This is a genomic window from Mycobacterium sp. NGS27, from assembly GCF_059813005.1.
This window is the reverse complement of the sequence record NZ_JCALDT010000006.1, coordinates 354,931-372,039: the sequence shown is the minus strand read 5'-3', so window position 1 is coordinate 372,039 and position 17,109 is coordinate 354,931. Positions and strand designations below refer to the sequence as shown.

Sequence of the window (17,109 nt, the reverse complement as noted above, 5' to 3'; positions counted from 1 at the left end):
AGCGCGGCGTAGCCGGGCGTGGCGGGCCGTCACCATTCGAGCCAGTGACGGTCGCGAGCGCGGCGTAGCCGGGCGTGGCGGGCCGTCACCATTCGAGCCAGTGACGGTCGCGAGCGCGGCGTAGCCGGGCGTGGCGGGGGGCACCGCGGCGGGGGCACCGCCACAAGTCCTACCCCTAAAATTCGCGTTGGTATGCAAGCATGGGGAATGCAGACCGACCCGGCCGCGACGCCCGAAATAGGCGCCGGCGCGCGCTGGTCGATCATGATCGCTTCGCTGCTGGCAACGGCGAGTTCGTTCCTCTTCATCAACGGCGTCGCGTTCCTCATCCCGTCGCTGCAGGCCGCGCGCGGAATCCGGCTCGACGAGGCGGGCCTGCTGGCCTCGATGCCCAGCTGGGGCATGGTGGTCACGCTGGTGCTCTGGGGATACGTGCTGGACCGGGTCGGCGAGCGGGTAGTGATGGCCACCGGCTCGGCGCTGACCGCGGTAGCGGCCTACGCCGCGGCCTCGGCGCATTCGATGGTGATGATCGCCGTGTACCTGTTTCTCGGCGGCATGGCCGCCGCCAGCTGCAACACGGCCGGCGGGCGGTTGGTGTCCGCCTGGTTTCCGCCACACCAGCGCGGGCTGGCGATGGGCATCCGCCAAACCGCGCAACCCCTGGGAATCGCGTTGGGCGCCATGATAATTCCCGAGCTTGCCGAACACGGGCCGCGCGCCGGCCTTCGGTTCACCGCACTGGCGTGCACGCTCGGGGCGATCGTGAGCATCATCGGCATCGTCGACCCGCCGCGCAAGCCCCGCGCCAGCGCCAGCGTTCAGGAACTCGCCAGCCCGTACCGAGGGTCGTTGACACTGTGGCGAATTCACGCGGTGGCGGGTCTGCTGATGATGCCGCAAACGGTGACCGTGACGTTCATGCTGGTGTGGTTGATCAGGAACCTGCACTGGTCGGTCGCGGCCGCCGGCGGGTTGGTCACTCTCTCGCAGCTGCTCGGCGCGGTCGGCCGCGTGGCCGTGGGCCGCTGGTCCGATCGGCTCGGCTCACGCATGCGACCCGTGCGCTACATCGCGACCGCCGCCGTGCTCGCTCTTCTGTTGCTGACTTGGGCCGATTACGTGAACACCCGGTGGCAGGTGGTGCTGATGGTCGCCATCGCGGTGATCGCGGTTCTCGACAACGGGCTGGAAGCCACCGCCATAACCGAATTCGCCGGCCCGTACTGGAGCGGCCGTGCCCTGGGCATCCAGAACACCACCCAGCGAATGATGGCGGCCGCGGGGCCTCCGCTCTTCGGCGCCTTGATCTCGGCCGCGAAATACCCACCGGCATGGCTGTTGTGCGCGTTGTTCCCCTTGGCGGCCGTGCCGCTGGTACCGACGCGGTTGGTGCCGCCCGGCCTGGAGATCAAAGCCCGGCAGCAATCCGTTCGCCGACTTCGGTGGTGGCGCGCCGTTCGTTCCCTCGCGTTGCCAGATACTGCTCGACGGCCCGGTCCACCCGCATAGCGGCGTCGTCTTCGCCGAGATGGGCGAGCAGGAGCGCCACCGACATGATGGCGGCGGTCGGATCGGCGATGCCCTGTCCGGCGATGTCCGGAGCGCTGCCGTGGACCGGCTCGAACATGGAGGGATTCGCCCGCGTGCCGTCGATATTTCCACTGGCCGCCAAGCCAATTCCCCCGCATACCGCCGCCGACAGGTCGGTGATGATGTCGCCGAACAGGTTGTCGGTGACGATCACGTCGAAGCGGCCGGGGTCGGTGACCATGAAGATGGTCGCGGCGTCGATGTGTTGGTACGCCACCTCGACGTCGGGGTAGTCTTTGCCGACCTCGGCGACGATGCGCGACCACAGCTTGCCGGCGAAGGTGAGCACGTTCGTTTTGTGCACTAGTGTCAAGTGCTTTCGGCGTCGCTGCGCCCGCTCGAACGCATCGGCCACCACGCGGCGCACACCGAATGCCGTGTTCTGGCTTACCTCGGTTGCCACTTCGTTGGGCGTTCCGACGCGGATGGCGCCGCCGGTGCCGGTGTAGGGACCTTCCGTTCCCTCGCGCACCACCACGAAGTCGATCTCGGGGTTACCGGCCAGCGGGCTGTTCACCCCCGGGTACAGCCGCCCCGGCCGCAAGTTGATGTGGTGGTCCAGCTCGAAACGCAGGCGCAGCAACAACCCTCGCTCGAGCACGCCGCTGGGCACCGACGGGTCGCCGATGGCACCGAGCAGGATGGCGTCATGCGCGCGCAGCTCGTCGACGACCGAATCCGGCAGCAGCTCACCGGTGGCGTGATACCGCCGCGCCCCGAGGTCGTAGCTGGTCTTGTCCACCCCGGGCAGCACCGTGTCCAGGACTTTGATGGCCTCGGAAATGACTTCGGGCCCGATACCGTCGCCCTCGATCACCGCCAGCTTCATCGGCGCCCCATCTCATCGCGTCGGTGCGCGTCAGCCGTCACGAGAGATCAACCACCTCAAGCTTGTTGGCGCCGACGGCCGCGCCGATTTCCGCCCGGACATCGCCCGGCACGTCTTGGTCCAGCCGCAGCAGGATCGTCGCGCTCGGGCCCTCGGCGTCCTCGGAAAGCTGCGCCGCTTCGATGTTCACCCCGGCCGACCCCAGCAAGGTGCCGATCTTGCCCAGCGCGCCGGGTTGGTCGACGTAGTTGATCACCAGGTTGATGCCCTGGGCGCGCAGATCGAAGTTGCGGCCGTTGATCTGGACGATCTTCTCCACCAGCTGTGGGCCGGACAGGGTGCCCGCGACGTTGACGGCGGTGCCGTCGGGCGCGACTGCGCGCACGTCGACCACGCTGCGGTGGTTCGGGCTCTCCGAGGCGGTGCCGATTTCGGCGATGATGCCGCGTTCTTCGGCCAGCGCCGGCGCGTTGACGAACGTCACCGGCCCCTCGACGACGGCCGAGAACAACCCCCGCAACGCCGAAAGCTTAAGCACCTCAACGTCTTCGGAGGCCAGCTCGCCGCGCACCTGTACCGACAGCGACACCGGCGGGCCGTCGGACAGGGTGGCGGCCAGCACCCCGAGCTTGCGCACCAGGTCCAGCCAGGGCGCGACCTCCTCGTTGACCACCCCACCGCCGACGTTGACCGCGTCGGGAACGAATTCGCCGGCCAGGGCGAGCTTGACGCTCGCGGCGACGTCGGTGCCGGCCCGGTCCTGAGCCTCTTCGGTCGACGCGCCCAGATGCGGCGTGACCACCACTTGCGGCAGCTCGAACAGCGGGCTGTCGGTGCACGGCTCTTTGGCGAAGACGTCCAGGCCGGCCGCGCGCACGTGGCCGCTGCGCACCGCGTCGGCCAGCGCGGCCTCGTCCACCAGACCACCGCGGGCGGCGTTGACGATGATGACGCCCGGCTTGGTCTTCGCCAGCGCGTCCTTGTCGATCAGACCCGCGGTCTCGGGTGTCTTCGGCAGGTGCACCGAGATGAAGTCGGCGCGGGTCAGCAGTTCGTCCAGCGTCAGCAGCTCGATGCCCAACTGTGCCGCGCGGGCCGGCGACACGTAGGGGTCGTAAGCGATCAGGTGGGTGCCGAAGGCGCTGAGCCGCTGGGCGACCAACTGCCCGATCCTCCCCAGGCCCACAACGCCGACCGTCTTGCCGAAGATCTCGGTGCCCGAGAAGGACGACCGCTTCCAGGCGTGTTCGCGCAACGAGGCATCGGCGGCCGGCACCTGCCGGGCAGCGGACAGTAACAACGCCAGCGCGTGCTCGGCGGCGCTGTGGATGTTCGACGTCGGCGCGTTGACCACCAGCACACCGCGCTCGGTGGCGGCGTCGACGTCGACGTTGTCCAGGCCTACCCCGGCGCGGGCGACGATTTTCAGCTTGGGCGCCGCCGCCAGCACCTCGGCGTCGACCGTGGTGGCCGAACGCACCAGCAGTGCGTCGGCCTCCGGCACGGCCGCCAGCAGCTTCTCGCGATCGGGGCCGTCTACCCAGCGCACCTCGACCTGGTCGCCCAGGGCTGCGACGGTTGATTCGGCAAGCTTGTCGGCAATGAGTACAACAGGCAGATTCACCCGGCCAGCCTATCGGCTGTAATCGACGCGCCGACGTCACCGTCGGCGGCAGCCGACCCGACGGGCCGACCGCCGCCGTAATCTGCGCCCGGGCCGGCCTGAACGTGCAGGTCGTCGACGCATACGGCCTACGATGACGCCGTGACGAAACTTGCGATCATCTACTACTCAGCCACCGGTCATGGCACCACGATGGCGCAGCGCGTTGCCGCCGCGGCCGAATCGGCGGGGGCCGAAGTCCGCCTGCGGCACGTCGCCGAAACGCAGGACCCCGAATCGTTCGCCCACAACCCGGCCTGGACGGCGAATTATGAGGCCACCAAGGACCTTCCGTCGGCCACCGGCGACGACATCGTCTGGGCCGACGCGGTGATCTTCGGTTCACCCACCCGGTTCGGGTCCCCGGCAGCGCAGTTACGCACGTTCCTCGACTCGCTGGGCGGACTGTGGGCGCAGGGCAAGCTGGCGGACAAGGTGTATGCGGGCTTCACGTCGTCCAACACCATTCACGGTGGTCAGGAAACCACCCTGCTCTCGCTGTACATCACGCTGATGCATTTCGGCGGCATCATCGTGCCGCCGGGATACACCGACCCGTGCAAGTTCGTCGATGGCAATCCGTACGGGGCGAGCCTGGTTACCACCCACGACAACATCAACGAGTTCGACGAGCCCACCGGCGCCGCGCTCGAACACCTGGCCCGCCGGGTGGTGGCCGTCGCCGACCGGCTGGGTTCCTAACCGCCGAGCGTCACGCCAGCGTGACACCGGTGCTCGAGCGTCACGCCAGCGTGACACAAAGACGCTAGGCGGTTTCGGTGATCGGCCGGTCGACCCAGCTCATCAGGTCGCGCAGCTTCTTGCCGGTGACCTCGATGGGGTGCTCGGCGTTTTCCTTGCGCAGCTGCTCGAGTTGCTTGTTGCCGCCTTCGACGTTGGCGACCAGCTTCTTGGTGAAGTCGCCGCTTTGGATGTCGCGCAGGATTTCTCGCATCCGCTCCTTGGTGCCGGCGTCGATCACGCGCGGACCGGACAGGTAGCCGCCGAATTCCGCGGTGTCGGACACCGAGTAGTTCATCCGGGCGATGCCGCCCTCGTACATCAGGTCGACGATCAGCTTCAGCTCGTGCAGCACCTCGAAGTAGGCCATTTCCGGCGGGTAGCCCGCCTCGACCATCACGTCGAAACCGGTTTTCACCAATTCCTCTGTGCCACCGCACAACACGGCCTGCTCACCGAACAGGTCGGTCTCGGTCTCGTCCTTGAAGGTGGTCTTGATGACGCCGGCGCGGGTGCCGCCGATGGCCTTGGCGTAGGACAGGGCAAGCGCCTCGCCGTCGCCGGTGGGGTCCTGGTCGACGGCGATCAGGGCGGGCACACCCTTGCCGTCGACGAACTGACGACGCACCAGGTGGCCGGGACCCTTGGGGGCGACCATCGCGACGGTGACGTTGGCCGGCGGCTTGATCAGGTCGAAGTGGATGTTGAGCCCGTGACCGAAGAACAACGCGTCGCCGTCCTTCAGGTTGGGCTCGATGTCGTTTTTGAAGATGTCCGCCTGAGCGGTGTCGGGCGCCAGCAGCATGATCACGTCCGCCCACTTGGCGACCTCGGCCGGGGTGTCGACGTCCAGGCCCTGTTCGGCGACCTTGGCCCGCGACTTCGAACCCTCCTTGAGACCCACCTTCACCTGCACCCCGGAATCACGCAGGCTCAGCGAGTGCGCGTGCCCTTGGCTGCCGTACCCGATGACACCGACCTTGCGGCCCTGGATGATGGTCAGGTCGGCATCGTCGTCGTAGAACATTTCTAGTGCCACTGTTGAATATCTCCTCGTGTGTTACTTGGCCGTGGCGATGCCGCGCGGACCGCGGGACAACGACACCACTCCCGATTGGACTATCTCGCGAATCCCGAAGGGTTCCAGGATCCGCAGCAGCGCCTCGATCTTGCCGCGGTCACCCGTCGCCTCGATCGTCAGCGCTTCGGTGGAAACGTCAATCACCTTGGCGCGGAACAGGTTCACCGCTTCGATCACCTGACTGCGGGTGCCCGCGTCGGCGCGCACCTTGATCATCGCCAATTCCCGCGACACCGAGTTGTCGTCGTCCAGTTCGACAATCTTGATGACGTTGATCAGCTTGTTGAGCTGCTTGGTGATCTGTTCGAGCGGGGTCTCCTCGGCGGAGACCACGATCGTCATCCGGGACATGTCCTTCTGCTCGGTGGCACCGACGGCCAGCGATTCGATGTTGAACCCGCGCCGCGAGAACAGCGCCGCCACCCGGGCGAGCACGCCGGGCGTGTCCTCGACCAGCACCGACAGGGTATGGGTGTTCATCAGGCGTGGCCTTCGCTCTCGTCGTCGAACAGCGGGCGGATTCCGCGCGCCGCCTGGATCTCGTCATTGCTGGTGCCGGCGGCCACCATCGGCCACACCTGCGCGTCGGCGCCGACGATGAAGTCGATCACCACCGGGCGGTCGTTGATCGCGCGCGCCGCATTGATCACGTCTTCGACGTCTTCCGCACGCTCGCAACGCATTCCGACGCAGCCGAGCGCCTCCGCGAGCTTCACGAAGTCGGGGATGCGATGCGAGTGCGTGGCCAGGTCGGTCTGCGAGTAGCGCTCGTCGTAGAACAGGGTCTGCCACTGGCGCACCATGCCCAAGTTGCCGTTGTTGATCAGCGCCACCTTGATCGGGATGCCCTCGACCGCGCAGGTGGCCAGCTCCTGGTTGGTCATCTGGAAGCAGCCGTCGCCGTCGATCGCCCAAACCTCGGCGTCCGGGCGGGCCATCTTGGCGCCCATGGCCGCCGGAATGGCAAACCCCATCGTGCCCAGCCCGCCGGAGTTGAGCCAGGTGCGCGGCTTCTCGTAGGAGATGAATTGGGCCGCCCACATCTGGTGCTGGCCGACGCCGGCGACGTACAGGGCGTCCGGACCGGCCAACTGACCGAGCTTTTCGATGACGTACTCCGGGCCCAGGCTGCCGTCGCTCTGCGGGTCGTAGCTCAGCGGATAGGTGGACTGAACTTCGTTCAGGTAGGCCCACCACTCGGTCATGTCGAGCTTGCCGGGAATCCCGTCCTGGCGCAGCAACTCGAGCAGCTCGGCGATGACGGCCTTGACGTCGCCGACGATCGGGACGTCGGCGTGGCGGTTCTTACCGATCTCGGCCGGGTCGATGTCGGCGTGAATGACCTTGGCTTCGGGGGCGAAGGTGTCCAGCTTGCCGGTCACCCGGTCATCGAAGCGGGTTCCCAGCGCGATCAGCAGGTCGCTGCGCTGCAGCGCCGCCACCGCGGCGACGGTGCCGTGCATGCCGGGCATGCCCATGTGCTGCGGGTGGCTGTCCGGGAACGCCCCGCGCGCCATCAGCGTGGTCACCACGGGGATGCCGGTCAGCTCGGCCAGTTCGTAGAGTTGCTCGGTCGCCTCACCGCGGATGACACCGCCGCCCACGTAGAGCACCGGCTTGCGGGCGGCCGCGATCAGCTTGGCGGCCTCACGGATCTGCCGGCTGTGCGGTTTGGTGGTCGGCTTGTATCCGGGCAGGTTGACCCGCGGCGGCCAGCTGAACGTGCACTGGCCCTGCAGAACGTCTTTGGGGATGTCGACGAGCACCGCGCCGGGTCGGCCCGAGGAGGCGATGTGAAACGCCTCCGCGAGCACCTGCGGGATCTCGTTGCCCGAGCGGACCAGGAAGTTGTGCTTGGTGATCGGCATCGTGATGCCCGAGATGTCGGCTTCCTGGAAGGCGTCGGTGCCGATCAGCGAGCGTCCGACCTGGCCGGTGACGGCCACGACGGGAATCGAATCCATCTGGGCGTCGGCCAGCGGGGTCACCAGGTTGGTGGCCCCGGGTCCCGACGTCGCCATGCAGACGCCGACCTTGCCGGTGGCGTGCGCGTAGCCGCTGGCGGCATGTCCGGCGCCCTGCTCGTGCCGGACCAGCACGTGGCGCAACTTCTTCGAGTCGAACAGCGGGTCATACACCGGCAGCACCGCGCCGCCGGGAATGCCGAAGATGACCTCTACGCCGAGTTCCTCCAGCGAGCGGATCACCGATTGTGCGCCGGTGAGTTGCTCGGGCCCGATACGTTTCGGCTTGCCGGCGACGGACTTCGCGGCGGGCAGGGCCGCGTCCGTGGCGATGTCCGCGGCGTCCGGTGTCGCGGAGGCGTGCTGCCTGATGGGAGCGCTCACTGTCGTTCAGTCCTCATTCATTCCGGGAGTCTCGCTGGGGGCAACAAAAAACCCCCGACAGCTCATCTGCTGCACGAGGGTTGCGCGTTGGTTCTGGATTGCTTCAGATGCTGAAGGTCAAGTCAGGCACCAACGCGCCGACTAATTACTACGAGCATCCCGGGCTTTCCGGAGGTATCCATAGCGTCCGACGGTAGCCTTCGCACAGCTCAGCAGTCAAATCCGTCACCGGAGGCGCGCCGCTTACCACTGGGTTGGCGGCGGAGCGCTTCGCGGGATCAATCCCGGTGGCGGATGAAATGATGGTGGGGTGGCCACCGGTTCGTCTCCCCAAACCCCGTCGACAGCGCCCGTCGTGATCAAGGTGTCGCCGATAGCGCACCTGGCCGTCGGATTCTTGACCCTGGGGCTGCTGATTCCGGTGCTGCTGTGGCCGCCGTCGCTTCCGCTGCTGCTCATTCCGGTGCTGCTGTCGGCGTTGATCGTCCGGTTACGCACCGTCGCCGACGACCAGGGCGTGACCGTTCGGACGCTGTTCGGCAGCCAGAAGGTGCGCTGGGACGAAATCGACGGGCTGCGCTTTCACCGCGGTTCGTGGGGACGCGCGCGGCTCAAGAGCGGCGCCGAGCTGCGGCTGCCCGCGGTCACGTTCTCCACCCTGCCGGAGCTGACCGAGGCCAGCGCGGGGCGGGTGCCCAACCCCTACCGGTGATCAGCCGATCGGATTCACCCCGTTGAGCGCCACCCACACTCCGACACCGGCCGCGACGCCGGCCAGCAGCGCGACAAAGGACCCGATGAAGGGGCGGTGCGCCCAACCGCGGCGCACGTCCAGGCCGTAGCGGCCGGGACCGCACAGCACGACAGCGGCGGCCATGACGATCAGGGTGATCTGGTATTCGTGGCCCTCGGGCAGGAAGAACGAGAAGGTGCGCGAGTGCGGCCGCGCCGACACGCTGGCCAGTAGGCCGTTGATCAAAAACGCCAGCGCTCCGGCCGCCGCGATGGGGGTGAACAGGCCGAGTATCAGCAGCGCTCCCGCCACGGCCTCCCCGCCGGCGCTCACGTAGGCGAGGATGTCGGCGTGCTGGTAGCCGACATCGGACAGCGAGTTCTTGAACCCCGCAACGCCCGAGCCGCCCCACCAGCCGAACAGCTTCTGCAGTCCGTGGGCGCCGAGCACCACGCCCAGCCCGACACGCAGCAGCAGCAAACCGAGATGCTGCGTTCCACGCCGGCCGACATCGGGCCACCGGTCGTGGTGTTCATCGTCGTCGACCTCGACGGACCCGGAATCATGCCGGGCCGCCGAATGCGGTTGGACGTAGGGCAAGGGTTCCTGCTGTTCCAGCAGGTGGTAGCCCCCCGCGCCGGAGCCGGCGACTGCGGCGGCGCCGCCGTAGGGGATGACGGTGGTGGTCCCGGTAGACGGGTTGAAGTCGCCCGGGTAGCCGACTGGCGTCAGGTCATCTTCGGGATCGACCAGCCGCGCCGAGGCGGGGCGTCCCGGGGTCGGCTCCGGGGATTCGCCGGGCCTTTGCCAATGTGCGTCATTCGCTTGACTGGTCACGGGTGTCAGGGTAAGGGCATTCGGCCCTGAATTGGGGATTTGAGCGGCGCTTTCGCCTGGCAATCGGCGGTTTGCCCGCCAAACCGGTCCTGATGGGCCCCGAATGGGCCCGCAAACCGGTCCCGGCGCCCCCGGCCGATCGCCGGTCCGACCGAAGGCGGCTTCGGGTCGGGGTGGCGACGCGGCCGGATCGAGCGTTCGGCGTCGGACAAGAGGGACGTGTGTGGCGGCGCCGCTGGAACTGTCCGTAGCCTGACGGTCATGCGACTAGGGCGATCGAGGCGGTCGGTTCGGCGCGGGTTCGCCGCGCTGTGCGCCATCGTGCTGGTGACGAGCGGGTGCGCGCGCTTCAACGACGCCCAGTCGCAACCGTTCACCACCGCCCCCGAGCTCAAGCCGCAGCCCAGCTCGACGCCTCCCCCGCCGCCGCCGCTGCCGCCCACACCGTTCCCCAAGGCCTGTCCCGCCCCCGGTGTGATGCAGGGCTGCCTGGAGAGCACCAGCGGCCTGATCATGGGGCCCGACAGCAAAACCGCGCTCGTCGCCGAGCGCACCACCGGCGCGGTCAAGGAGATTTCCGTCAGCGCCGAGCCGAAGGTGAAGACGGTGATCCCGGTGGACGGCTCCGGCGATGGCGGCTTGATGGACATCGTCATGTCGCCCACCTACAAGCAGGACCGTCTGATGTACGCCTACATCAGCACGCCGAGCGACAACCGGGTCATCCGGGTGGCCGACGGCGACATCCCCAAGGACATCCTGACCGGAATCCCCAAGGGCGCCACCGGAAACACCGGAGCGCTGACCTTCACCAGCCCCACCACGCTGGTCGTGATGACCGGCGACGCGGGCAACCCGGCGCTGGCCGCCGACCCCAAATCGCTGGCGGGCAAGGTGCTGCGGATCGAGCAGCCCACCACCGTGGGCCAGGCGCCACCGACGACGGCGTTGTCCGGGGTGGGCTCCGGCGGCGGCCTGTGCACGGACCCGGTCGACGGCTCGCTGTACGTCGCCGACCGCACCCCGACCGCAGATCGCTTGCAGCGCATCACCAAGACATCGGACGTCTCCACGGTGTGGACCTGGCCGGACAAGCCGGGCGTGGCCGGCTGCGCGGCGATGGACGGCACCGTGTTGGTCAACCTGATCAACACCAAGCTGACGGTCGCTGTCCGGCTGGCACCGGCCACCGGCGCGGTCACCGGTGAGCCCGACGTAGTCCGCAAGGACACCCACGCCCACGCCTGGGCGCTGCGCATGTCGCCTGATGGAAACGTCTGGGGCGCAACGGTTAACAAGACGGCCGGGGACGCCGAGAAGCTGGACGACGTCGTCTTCCCGCTCTTCCCGCAGGGCGGCGGATTCCCGCGCAACAGCGACGACAAGAGCTGACCGCTCGCGCGTCGTGGTGGCGGACGATCAGCCCGCTAGCCCTGGCCGCAGGCGGCCAACACCAGCTCCCGCACCCGTGCCGCGTCGGCCTGGCCGCGGGTGGCCTTCATCACCGCGCCGACGATCGCGCCGGCCGCGGCCACCTTGCCGCCGCGGATCTTCTCTGCCACATCGGGATTGGCGGCCAGCGCCTCGTCCACCGCGGCCTGGGTCACCGAGTCATCGCGCACCAACGCCAGCCCGCGGGCGGTCATCACCTCTTCGGGCTCGCCCTCCCCGGCCAGGACACCCTCGACCACCTGGCGGGCCAGCTTCGTGGACAGCTTGCCGTCGTCGACCAGCGCCACCACCGCGGCGACCTGGGCGGGCGTGATGGCCAGCTCATCCAGCGCCACGTTGGCCTCGTTGGCCTTCTGCATCAAGAAGTTTCCCCACCAGGCGCGGGCCTGCTCGCTGGACGCGCCGTGCCCAATGGTCGCGGTAACCAACTCGATGGCCCCGGCATTGACCAGGTCGCGCATCACCTCGTCGGAGATGCCCCACTCGTCCTGAATGCGTTTGCGGCTCAACCACGGCAGTTCGGGAATGGTCTGGCGCAGCCGCTCGACCAGTTCCCGGCTGGGCGCGACGGGCTCCAGGTCCGGTTCGGGGAAATACCGGTAGTCCTCGGCGGTCTCCTTGGTGCGGCCGGGGCTGGTGTAGCCCCCGGCCTCGTGAAAGTGCCGTGTTTCCTGGATGATTCGACCACCGGACGCCAGAACCGCGGCCTGGCGTTGCATCTCGTAGCGCACCGCCACCTCAACGCTTTTCAGCGAGTTGACGTTCTTGGTCTCGGTCCGGGTACCGAACTCGGTCGTCCCGATCGGCTTCAAGGACACATTGGCGTCACAACGCATTGAGCCCTGATCCATCCGGACGTCGGATACATCCAAGGCGCGCAGCAGGTCTCGCAACGCCGTCACGTAGGCGCGGGCGATCTGCGGCGCCCGTGCCCTGGCGCCCTCGATGGGCTTGGTGACGATCTCGATCAATGGCACGCCGGCGCGGTTGTAGTCGATCAGCGACGTGGTCGCGCCGTGGATGCGGCCCGTCTCACTGCCGATGTGGGTGAGCTTGCCGGTGTCCTCCTCCATGTGCGCGCGCTCGATCTCGACCCGCCAGGTGGTGCCGTCCTCCAGCGGGGCCTCCAGGTAGCCGTTGATGGCGATGGGCTCGTCGTACTGCGAGATCTGGTAGTTCTTCGGCTGGTCCGGATAGAAGTAGTTCTTCCGGGCGAAGCGACACCACGGCACGATCTCGCAGTTCAGCGCCAACCCGATGCGAATGGCCGACTCGACTGCGTTCTGGTTGAGCACGGGCAGCGAGCCGGGCAGGCCGAGGCACACCGGGCATACCTGGGTGTTGGGTTCGGCGCCGAAAGCGGTGGTGCAGCCGCAGAACATCTTGGTGACGGTGGACAGCTCCACATGCACCTCGAGGCCGAGTACCGGATCGAAACGCGCGATGACGTCGTCGTAATCCATCAGATCGGCGCTGGCGGCAACACTCATGCGCCCGATCCTAGTGGTGATCGCGAGCGCGGCGGAGCCGGGCGAAGCGGGTCACCACCGATCGACACCGTGGTGATCGCGAGCGCGGCGGAGCCGGGCGAAGCGGGTCACCACCGATCGACACCGTGGTGATCGCGAGCGCGGCGGAGCCGGGCGAAGCGGGTCACCACCAATCAACACCGTGGTGATCGCGAACCGCCCCTACCGGCCCGGGAACATATCGGCCAGCACCGCCGCCATCTCCAGATAACAGCGACGGCTCTCCTTGCTCAACCGGTCCAGCGCAATCTTTCGGCCATCGTGCACGTGCCGATCGAATGGCAGCACTACCGTGGCGCCGACGCGGGCGGACAGTCGGTCTAGTTCCGTGACGGCCACACCGTCCACTTTCGCCGGCTCGACGTGATTGATGGCCAGCACGGTGCACTGCATCAAGGATTGATAACCGTTGTGGCGCAACCACTCCAGTGTCGCCCGTGTTTTGCGTACCGCATCGATGGCGGGGCTGGTGACCACCACCAGGGCTCGCGATTCAGGTAAGACCGCGTCCATCACAGCGGAATTGAGCGTTTTGACGCAGTCGACCAGCACCAGCGAATACTGGTTGCGCAGCATCGAGAAGGCTCGCAGCATGTCGCGGCGGTCCAGGCGCCAGTCGGTGTCGGGCAGCCCGAGCACTTCCAGCCCAAAGCCGTTCATGTACGTCAGCGCGCGGATGTCCTCGTACTGTGCCGCCGGGCTGCCGTGCAGAAGGTCGGCCAGGCTGTGCGGGTTGCGAAGGCCGTGGCGCTCCGCCAGGTCTCCGGCGTCGATGTCGAGGGCGATCACCCGGTCGTCGCGCACGGCGGCGAACGTCGACCCGAGCGCCTCCACCACAGTCGTTTTGCCGACCCCGCCCTTGAGGTTGAGCACCGCGATGGGAAAGGCACCGCCTACAGTCACGCGGATACGTTGCCGCAGCTCGTTTTCGTAGGCCGTGTTTTTGCCCGGGCCGAGCTCGATGCCGGTGATGCGCTGAAGCAGCTGTCGCCAGTTGAACCCTTCGGCGTCCGGGTCGCGCATGTCGAAGCGGTCCAGCGCGGTGGCACCCAGCGTCGGTTCGGGACGTGGCGATGACGGCACCCGCCGGGGCGGCGCCCCGGGTGGTCTGTCCCTCTGTTGGTTCGGACCGCGCGACTGCGGCACGGTGGACGCTGCGGGATCGCCCTCGATTTGCCACTTGTGCCCACCCGGCTTGTGGTTCGGCGGGCCCGGTGGCCCCGCCGCTGCCGCGGATTGCCGAACTGATCCGCGAGTCGAACCGCGGTTATTCATACTCCCGGTATAACCCCGAAATAGCAGTCCGGAAACCACCAAACTGCGACAAACGCGAAACGTTCTTCATCGGCGGACAAATTCAACGCACAGTTACACCGTTATTCGCCACGCGCCCAACGGTTAACCGAAGAACGCGGCGGCGTCGTCGTAGCGACTTTCCGGCACCAGCTTGAGCTGACGCACCGCGTCCGCCAAAGCCACCCGGCCGATGTCCTGCCCGCGCAGCGACACCATTTGGCCGTATTCCCCGGCATGCGCGGCGTCGGCCGCGTTCACCCCGAACCGGGTGGCCAGCACCCGGTCGTAGGCCGTCGGGGTGCCTCCCCGCTGGACGTGTCCCAACACGGTCACCCGGACGTCTTTGTTGATCCGCTTTTCCACTTCGGCGCCGAGCTGGGCGGCCACGCCGGTGAACTTTTCGTGACCGAATTCGTCAATTCCTCCTTCCCGCAACGCAATCGATCCGGGAATAGGTTTTGCACCCTCGGCGACCACGCAGATGAAGTGCGAATCTCCGCGCTGGAAGCGCCTTTTGACCAGCCGGCAGACCTCTTCGACGTCGAAGGGCTGCTCGGGTATCAACGTCATGTGCGCGCCCGAAGCCAGGCCCGCGTTCAGTGCGATCCAGCCGGCGTGGCGGCCCATCACCTCGACCAGCATCACCCGCTGGTGCGATTCGGCGGTGCTGTGCAGCCGGTCGATGGCGTCGGTGGCGACGGTCAATGCGGTGTCGTGACCGAAAGTCACGTCAGTGCAATCGATGTCGTTGTCGATGGTCTTCGGCACACCGACGACGGGAACGTTCTCCTCCGAAAGCCAGTGCGCGGCCGTCAGCGTGCCTTCCCCTCCGATCGGGATCAGGACGTCGATCCCGTTGTCGTCGAGGGTCTGCTTGACCTGGTTCAGCCCGGCCCGCAGTTTGTCGGGATTCACGCGGGCGGTGCCCAGCATGGTGCCACCCTTGGCCAGCAGGCGGTCGTTGCGGTCGTCGTTCTGCAGCTGGACGCGCCGGTTCTCCAGCAGCCCGCGCCAGCCGTCCTGAAACCCGACCACCGACGAGCCGTATCGGGAGTCGCACGTTCGCACCACTGCCCGGATGACCGCGTTGAGCCCGGGGCAGTCGCCGCCCCCGGTGAGCACTCCGATCCGCATCCCCTCATCTTGCCTGGGGTGGCGGCGTAATGGCGCGATTAGCCGCCGACAGTCCCCACGGTGGGCGCCGAAGGCAGCGGTCCGCGGGCCGCCTCGTAGGCGGCGCCGACCCGGTAGAGCCGGTCGTCGGCCAGCGCGGGCGCCATGATCTGCAGGCCGACCGGCAGGCCGTCGTCCGGCGACAGACCGGCCGGCACCGACATGCCGCAATGCCCCGCCAGATTGAGCGGCAGGGTGCACAGGTCGAACAGGTACATCGCCAGCGGATCGTCGACCTTCTCACCCAGCCGGAACGCCGTCGTCGGGGTCGCGGGCGACACCACCACGTCCACCGCGCGGTAGGCCTCGTCGAGATCGCGGGCGATCAGGGTGCGCACCTTTTGCGCCTGGTTGTAATAGGCGTCGTAGTAACCGGCCGACAGCGCGTAGGTGCCGATCATGATGCGCCGCTTGACCTCCGGCCCGAAGCCGGCCGCCCGCGTCATCGCCATCACTTCTTCGGCGCTGTGGCTGCCGTCGTCGCCGACCCGCAGCCCGTAGCGCATCGCGTCGAAGCGGGCCAGGTTGCTCGACACCTCCGACGGCAGGATCAGGTAGTAGGCGGCCAGCGCGTACTCGAAGTGCGGGCAGTCGACCTCGCTCACTTCGGCGCCCAGGGCGGTCAGCTGCTCGACGGCGGCCTCGAAAGCCCTGAGCACGCCGGGCTGGTAGCCCTCGCCGCGCAGCTGCTTGACCACACCGACCCGCACGCCCTTGAGATCACCGGCCGCGCCGGCCTTCGCGGCGCCGACGACGTCGGGCACCGCAGCGTCGACGGACGTCGAGTCGCGGCTGTCGTGCCCGGCGATCACCTGATGCAACAACGCGGTGTCCAGCACGGTGCGTGCGCACGGACCGCCCTGATCCAGTGACGACGCGCACGCCACCAGGCCGTAGCGCGACACCGTGCCGTAGGTGGGCTTGACTCCGACGGTCGCGGTGAGCGCGGCGGGCTGCCGAATGGAGCCTCCGGTGTCGGATCCGATCGCCAGCGGTGCCTGGAACGCGGCCAGCGCGGCGGCGCTGCCGCCGCCGGAGCCGCCGGGCACCCGATCGACGTCCCAGGGATTGCGGGTCGGGCCGTAGGCGGAGTTCTCGGTCGAGCTGCCCATCGCGAACTCGTCCATGTTTGTCTTGCCGAGGATCGGGATTCCGGCGGCGCGCAACCGCGAGGTGACGGTGGCGTCGTAAGGCGAGCGCCAGCCCTCGAGGATCTTCGACCCGCAGGTGGTGGGCATGTCGGAGCTAGTGAAGACGTCTTTGAGCGCCAGCGGGACCCCGGCCAGCGGCGACGGCAGCCGCTCCCCGGCGGCCACCGCGTTATCGACGACGGCTGCCGCCGCGAGCGCCGCGTCGGCCGCCACGTGCAGGAACGCGTGGTAGCGATCGTCGGTCGCCTGAATTTGGTCCAGGCACGCCTGGGTGACCTCGACCGACGACACCTCTTTGGCGGCGATCCGGGCGGCCAGCGTGGCGGCGTCGGAGACGATGATCTCGTTCACTCGCTGTCTCCCAGGATCTGCGGAACCGCGAAGCGGCCGTCGACAGCCGCGGGCGCCTCGGCCAGCGCTTCGGCCTGCGTCAGACACGGCGCCGACTCGTCGGGCCGGGTGACGTTGACGTCCTTCAGCGGGTTGTCGGTCGCTTCGACGCCGGTGACATCGACCGCCTGCACCTGGCTGACGTGGGTCAGGATGGCGTCAAGCTGGCCGGCGAAGCTGTCGAGCTCGCTGTCGGTCAGCGCCAGCCGGGACAGCCGGGCCAGGTGCGCTACCTCGTCGCGGGAGATCTGGGACACGACTGCAAAGCCTAGCCCGCCGTGTCCGCCACGCTG

15 protein-coding genes and 1 pseudogene are annotated in these 17,109 nt (G+C 67.9%); 5 read left to right on the top strand and 11 right to left on the bottom strand.

The features are described 5' to 3' along the window. Window positions 1-207: 207 nt before the first annotated feature. Window positions 208-1,512, top strand: a complete 1,305-nt coding sequence (locus tag AC5Y30_RS18820; protein ID WP_499920161.1) for an MFS transporter — start codon at window positions 208-210, stop codon at window positions 1,510-1,512. Here the strand turns inward: AC5Y30_RS18820 and AC5Y30_RS18815 are convergent. Together AC5Y30_RS18815 and serA are read right to left on the bottom strand one after the other, a co-directional pair. Beyond that, entirely contained in the window at window positions 1,412-2,422 is a 1,011-nt protein-coding gene (locus AC5Y30_RS18815; protein ID WP_499920160.1) for a 3-isopropylmalate dehydrogenase, read from the bottom strand. The two genes, AC5Y30_RS18820 and AC5Y30_RS18815, sit on opposite strands and share 101 nt — an antisense overlap. 37 nt (window positions 2,423-2,459) lie before the next feature. After that, window positions 2,460-4,046 carry a phosphoglycerate dehydrogenase gene (gene serA / locus AC5Y30_RS18810; protein WP_499920159.1) on the bottom strand — a complete coding sequence of 529 codons (1,587 nt, stop codon included), beginning with the start codon at window positions 4,044-4,046 and terminating at the stop codon, window positions 2,460-2,462. Between the two features lie 11 nt (window positions 4,047-4,057). Here serA and AC5Y30_RS18805 point away from each other — a divergent pair. Next, window positions 4,058-4,168, top strand: a pseudogene (locus AC5Y30_RS18805) (hypothetical protein); the annotation flags it as partial. 19 nt (window positions 4,169-4,187) lie between these two features. Then, window positions 4,188-4,787 carry an NAD(P)H:quinone oxidoreductase gene (gene wrbA / locus AC5Y30_RS18800; protein ID WP_499920158.1) on the top strand — a complete coding sequence of 200 codons (600 nt, stop codon included), beginning with the start codon at window positions 4,188-4,190 and terminating at the stop codon, window positions 4,785-4,787. Between the two features lie 64 nt (window positions 4,788-4,851). On the opposite strand, the gene ilvC is transcribed toward wrbA, so the two are convergent. The 3 genes from ilvC to AC5Y30_RS18785 are packed head-to-tail and all read right to left on the bottom strand — an operon-like array spanning window position 4,852 to window position 8,255. Further along, window positions 4,852-5,853 carry a ketol-acid reductoisomerase gene (gene ilvC, locus AC5Y30_RS18795; RefSeq protein WP_499920234.1) on the bottom strand — a complete coding sequence of 334 codons (1,002 nt, stop codon included), beginning with the start codon at window positions 5,851-5,853 and terminating at the stop codon, window positions 4,852-4,854. 33 nt (window positions 5,854-5,886) lie between these two features. After that, window positions 5,887-6,387, bottom strand: coding sequence for an acetolactate synthase small subunit (gene ilvN / locus AC5Y30_RS18790; protein ID WP_499920157.1), 501 nt, complete (start codon window positions 6,385-6,387; stop codon window positions 5,887-5,889). Continuing rightward, a complete protein-coding gene (locus AC5Y30_RS18785; protein WP_499920156.1) occupies window positions 6,387-8,255 on the bottom strand; it encodes an acetolactate synthase large subunit in 1,869 nt (622 codons plus the stop codon). Before AC5Y30_RS18785 ends, ilvN begins: the two co-directional genes overlap by 1 nt. A gap of 355 nt (window positions 8,256-8,610) precedes the next feature. Here AC5Y30_RS18785 and AC5Y30_RS18780 point away from each other — a divergent pair, with 355 nt between their 5' ends. Next, complete coding sequence (locus AC5Y30_RS18780; protein ID WP_499920233.1) at window positions 8,611-8,967, top strand: PH domain-containing protein; 357 nt, start codon at window positions 8,611-8,613, stop codon at window positions 8,965-8,967. On the opposite strand, the gene AC5Y30_RS18775 is transcribed toward AC5Y30_RS18780, so the two are convergent. After that, the gene (locus tag AC5Y30_RS18775) at window positions 8,968-9,825 is read right to left on the bottom strand and encodes a DoxX family protein (RefSeq protein WP_499920155.1); all 858 of its coding nucleotides are present in this window, start codon (window positions 9,823-9,825) and stop codon (window positions 8,968-8,970) included. Between the two features lie 261 nt (window positions 9,826-10,086). Here AC5Y30_RS18775 and AC5Y30_RS18770 point away from each other — a divergent pair, with 261 nt between their 5' ends. Further along, the gene (locus tag AC5Y30_RS18770; RefSeq protein WP_499920154.1) at window positions 10,087-11,217 is read left to right on the top strand and encodes a PQQ-dependent sugar dehydrogenase; all 1,131 of its coding nucleotides are present in this window, start codon (window positions 10,087-10,089) and stop codon (window positions 11,215-11,217) included. A gap of 35 nt (window positions 11,218-11,252) precedes the next feature. Here the strand turns inward: AC5Y30_RS18770 and gatB are convergent, their stop codons facing one another. The 5 genes from gatB to gatC all read right to left on the bottom strand — a co-directional run bounded on the left by gatB (window position 11,253) and on the right by gatC (window position 17,073). Then, window positions 11,253-12,767 carry an Asp-tRNA(Asn)/Glu-tRNA(Gln) amidotransferase subunit GatB gene (gatB, locus tag AC5Y30_RS18765; RefSeq protein ID WP_499920153.1) on the bottom strand — a complete coding sequence of 505 codons (1,515 nt, stop codon included), beginning with the start codon at window positions 12,765-12,767 and terminating at the stop codon, window positions 11,253-11,255. 201 nt (window positions 12,768-12,968) lie between these two features. Beyond that, on the bottom strand, window positions 12,969-13,889 hold the full coding sequence (locus AC5Y30_RS18760; RefSeq protein ID WP_499920152.1) for a MinD/ParA family ATP-binding protein: 921 nt from the start codon (window positions 13,887-13,889) through the stop codon (window positions 12,969-12,971). 315 nt (window positions 13,890-14,204) lie between these two features. Further along, complete coding sequence (locus AC5Y30_RS18755) at window positions 14,205-15,236, bottom strand: ATP-dependent 6-phosphofructokinase (RefSeq protein ID WP_067355742.1); 1,032 nt, start codon at window positions 15,234-15,236, stop codon at window positions 14,205-14,207. Window positions 15,237-15,274: 38 nt separating this feature from the next. Then, window positions 15,275-16,777, bottom strand: coding sequence for an Asp-tRNA(Asn)/Glu-tRNA(Gln) amidotransferase subunit GatA (gene gatA, locus AC5Y30_RS18750; RefSeq protein WP_499920151.1), 1,503 nt, complete (start codon window positions 16,775-16,777; stop codon window positions 15,275-15,277). Continuing rightward, window positions 16,774-17,073 (bottom strand): Asp-tRNA(Asn)/Glu-tRNA(Gln) amidotransferase subunit GatC, encoded by a 300-nt coding sequence (gene gatC, locus AC5Y30_RS18745; protein ID WP_499920150.1) that lies wholly within the window; start codon window positions 17,071-17,073, stop codon window positions 16,774-16,776. The genes gatA and gatC overlap by 4 nt, the downstream gene beginning before the upstream one ends. Window positions 17,074-17,109: the final 36 nt, after the last annotated feature.